The organism is Amycolatopsis anabasis (assembly GCF_009765355.1).
Lineage (GTDB): Bacteria > Actinomycetota > Actinomycetes > Mycobacteriales > Pseudonocardiaceae > Amycolatopsis > Amycolatopsis anabasis.
Window position 1 is genome coordinate 1 of the sequence record NZ_VTHK01000133.1, and the last position, 4,266, is coordinate 4,266.

Genomic DNA, 4,266 nt, shown 5'->3' on the forward strand with positions numbered 1-4,266 from the left:
GACCAGGTTCCTGGAGATCGGGCCGGACGGCGTGCTCACCGCGATGGCACAGGACTGCGTGGCCGACTCCGTGCTGGTGTCCGCGCTGCGGCGGGATCGCGATGAACCCCGGACGCTGCTCACCGCCCTCGCCGCCGTGCACGCTCAGGGCATCGGTGTGGACTGGGCGGCCTGGTTCTCCGGAACCGGGACCCGCCGGATCGACCTGCCCACCTACGCCTTCCAGCGCCGCCGGTACTGGCTCGAGGAGCCGCCGGCCGGCGCCGGGAGCCATGCGTCCACTGTAGACGGCTGGCGGTACCAGCTCGCCTGGCAACCCGCGGGGCTCGGGGGCGCCGAGCTGTCCGGCACCTGGCTGGTGGTGACACCGCCCGGGGTGTCGGCGGAGGGCTGCCCGGACGCGCTCACCCGGTCCGGCGCGGATGTCGCCGTGCTCGAGTTCGCCGCGGGGGAGGAGTTCGCGGCGGTCGCCGGGAAGCCGATCGCCGGAGTGGTTTCCCTGCTCTCCCTGGACACCGCCGCGCATCGCGCCGATCCGGCGCTGCCGCGCGGGCTCGCCGCCACGGTCGACCTGATCGGCGCGCTGGACGCCGCTGGTGTCGACGCGCCGCTGTGGTGCGTGACCCGCGGTGCGATCGCGATCCGACCGGAGGAGACCGCCGATCCGGTCCAGGCGCTGTACTGGGGGCTCGGCCGCTCGGCCGCCCTGGAACAGCCCCGGAGCTGGGGCGGGCTCGCGGACCTGCCGGGGAACCCGAGCGCGGACGACTGGTCGCGGCTGGTGCGGGCGATCGCCGGGGCGGGCACCGAGGACCAGCTCGCCGTCCGGCCGTCCGGCACGTTCACCTCCCGCCTGGTCCGGCCGCCGCACCGATCCGGCGCTCCCCGGCCGTGGCAGGCTTCCGGGACCGCGCTGGTCACCGGCGGCACCGGTGCGGTGGGCGCGCACGTCGCCCGCTGGCTGGCCCGCACCGGTGCCGAGCACATCGTGCTGGCGAGCCGCCGCGGCCCGGACGCCGAGGGCGCGGGCGAACTCACCGCCGAACTCGAGGAACTCGGCGCGCGGGTCACCGTCGCCGCCTGCGACGTCGCCGACCGGGACGCCTTGCGCGCGCTGCTGGCCCGGATCGACGGCGAACCGCTGACCACGGTGGTGCACGCCGCCGGAGTGCTCGACGACGGGCTGCTCGGGTCGATGACCGCGGAGCGGCTGGCGACGGTCCTGCGCGCCAAGGTCCGCGCTGCGGCCAACCTGGACGAACTGACGCGGGACCGGGAACTGGCCGCGTTCGTGCTCTTCTCCTCGGTGGCGGGAACCTTCGGCAACGCGGGACAGGCCGGGTACGCGGCGGCGAACGCCGCGCTGGACGCGCTGGCCCGGCGCCGCCGTGCGCACGGCCTGCCCGCCACCTCGGTGGCCTGGGGCATGTGGGCCGGAGGCGGGATGGCCGACGCCACCATCGCCGACCGGGCCGTGCGCCGCGGCGTCGCGGGAATGGCGCCCGAACTCGCGCTGTCCGCGTTGCAGCAGGCGCTCGAGCGCGACGAGACCGATCTCGTGGTGGCCGATGTGGACTGGCCGCGCCTGGTGCCGGAACTGACCGCCGCGCGGCCGAACCGGTTGTTCGACGCGCTGCCCGGGGCGCGCGACGCGGCCGCCGCGAACCCCGCCGCTCCCCGCGAGAACGCGGCCCGGCAACGGATCCTGGCCGCGCCCGCGGGGGAGCGGGAACGGATCCTGCTCGATCTGGTGCGCGACCAGGTGGCAGCGGTGCTCGGGCACGAGTCGGCCGCTCAGGTCGACACCGCGCGCGGTTTCCTCGACCTGGGGTTCGATTCGCTGACCGCGGTGGAACTGCGCAACCGGCTGAACACATTGCTCGGTCTTGATCTTCCGACCACACTGGTCTTCTACCACCCGACGCCCGCGGAACTCGTGCGCCGCCTGAACTCCGAACTGGGGCAGGAGGAGGAAGAGCGCACGGGTGGTACCGAAATCGACCGGCTGGAAGCGGTCCTGGGGTCGCTTCCGCCCGAAGACGCCGCGCACCGGGAGATCGTGACGCGGCTGGAGGACCTGCTTGCCAAATGGGGGAACACGCGAGCCGACGACGAGTTGGCCGCGGCCACGAACGAGGAAATCTTCAGCCTCATCGACGACGAGTTCGGCTCGTCCTGACCCGATGAGTACCGGCTGCCGGACGATCACAACGCAACGGGGTGCTGACAGGTGACGGACGAACAGAAGCTTCGCGACTACCTCAACCGCGTGGTGGGCGACCTCCGCCGCGCCCGCGGGCGGCTGCGCGAGGTGGAAGCCACCGAACACGAGCCGATCGCCATCGTCGCGATGAGCTGCCGCTTCCCCGGCGGGGTCCGCTCGCCGGAGGAGCTGTGGCGGCTGCTGGCCGAGGGCGGCGACGCGATGGCGGAGTTCCCCCTCGACCGCGGCTGGGAGACGAGCGGCGGCGGAGCGGGCGGATTCCTCTACGACGCGGGCGAGTTCGACGCCGGGTTCTTCGGGATCAGCCCGCGCGAGGCACTGTCCATGGACCCCCAGCAACGCCTGCTGCTGGAAGCCTCCTGGGAACTGTTCGAACGCGCCGGTATCGATCCGACCTCGCTGCGGGGCAGTGACACCGGCGTCTTCGCCGGGACCAACGGCCAGGACTACGCGATGGCCGCGCTCAACGCGCCGGAAGGCGCCGACGGGCACGCGATGACCGGGAACGCGGCGGCCATCCTGTCCGGCCGGGTGTCCTATGTGTTGGGTCTCGAGGGGCCCGCGGTCACCCTGGACACCGCCTGCTCGTCCTCGTTGGTGGCGCTGCACCTCGCCTGCCACGCACTGCGCAAGCGCGAATGCGGCCTGGCGCTCGCCGGTGGCGTGACGGTCATGACCACCCGCACGGCGTTCGACGAGTTCGCGCGCCAGGGCGGTCTGGCGGCGGACGGCCGCTGCAAGGCGTTCGCCGCCGCCGCGGACGGCACCGGCTGGGGCGAGGGGCTCGGCCTGCTCCTGCTGGAGCGGTTGTCCGACGCCCGGCGCAACGGGCACGAAGTGCTGGCCGTGGTGCGCGGTTCCGCGGTGAACCAGGACGGGCTGAGCAGCGGCCTCACCGCGCCGAGCGGACTCGCCCAGGAACGGGTGATCCGGCGGGCCCTGGCCAGCGCCCGCCTTTCGGTGTCCGATGTGGACGCGGTGGAGGCGCACGGCACCGGCACCCGGCTCGGTGATCCGATCGAGGCGCAGGCGTTGCTGGCGACCTACGGCCAGAACCGGGAATCCCCGTTGTGGCTGGGGTCGATCAAATCGAACATCGGGCACACCCAGGCGGCGGCGGGCGTGGCCGGGATCATCAAGATGGTCCAGGCCATGCGGCACGGCGTGCTGCCGAAGACCCTGCACGTGGACCAGCCGTCGCCGCACGTCGACTGGTCCTCGGGTGCGGTCTCCCTGCTCACCGAGCCCCGGCCGTGGGCCGCGGGCGAGGACCGGCCGCGGCGGGCCGGGGTGTCGTCGTTCGGGGTCAGCGGCACCAACGCGCACGTGATCCTGGAGCAGGCGCCCGCGGAGGAACCGGCGGCCCTGCCCGCCCGGCAGGTGCCGCCGCTGATCCCGTGGCTGGTGTCCGCCCGCGGCCAGGACGCGCTGCTCGCGCAGGCCGGACAGTTGTCGTCCACGATGGATATCGAGGCCGATCCGCTGGACGTCGCCTACTCGCTGGCGACCACGCGCGCGTCGCTCGGGGATCGCGCGGTCGTGCTGGGCCGCGACCGGGCCCAGCTTCTCGCCGGTCTGGGCGCGCTGTCCCGGGGTGAAGCGGCGGCCGACGTCGTCCGCGGTTCGACCGTGGGCGACCGGGCGAGGCTGGGTTTCCTGTTCTCGGGTCAGGGTTCGCAGCGGCTGGGGATGGGTCGTGGGTTGTACGAGTCGTTCCCGGTGTTCGCCGGTGCGCTCGATGAGGTGTGTGCCGAACTGGATCAGCAACTGGATCGCCCGCTGCGCGAGGTGATCTGGGGCGAGGATCCGGATCTGGTTGATCAGACCGGTTACACGCAGCCGGGGTTGTTCGCGGTCGAGGTGGCGTTGTTCCGGCTCTTGGAGTCGTGGGGTGTTCGCCCGGATTACCTGCTCGGCCACTCCATCGGTGAGGTGGCGGCCGCGCATGTCGCGGGTGTGTTTTCGCTGGCGGACGCGTGCCGTTTGGTGGTGGCGCGGGGTCGGTTGATGCAGGCGTTGCCGTCGGGTGGGGCGATGGTGGC

The 4,266-nt window shown here is 73.2% G+C and carries 2 protein-coding genes; both read left to right on the top strand.

Features of this window, described 5'->3' with window-relative positions; all coding sequences use genetic code 11:
- The coding region (locus tag FXO23_RS50255) for a beta-ketoacyl reductase (protein WP_158896265.1) at nt 1–2,179 on the top strand (2,179 nt) is incomplete at its 5' end.
- A 51-nt stretch (nt 2,180–2,230) separates the two neighbouring features.
- A partial coding sequence (locus tag FXO23_RS50260) for a type I polyketide synthase (protein WP_158896267.1) occupies nt 2,231–4,266 on the top strand: 2,036 nt, incomplete at its 3' end.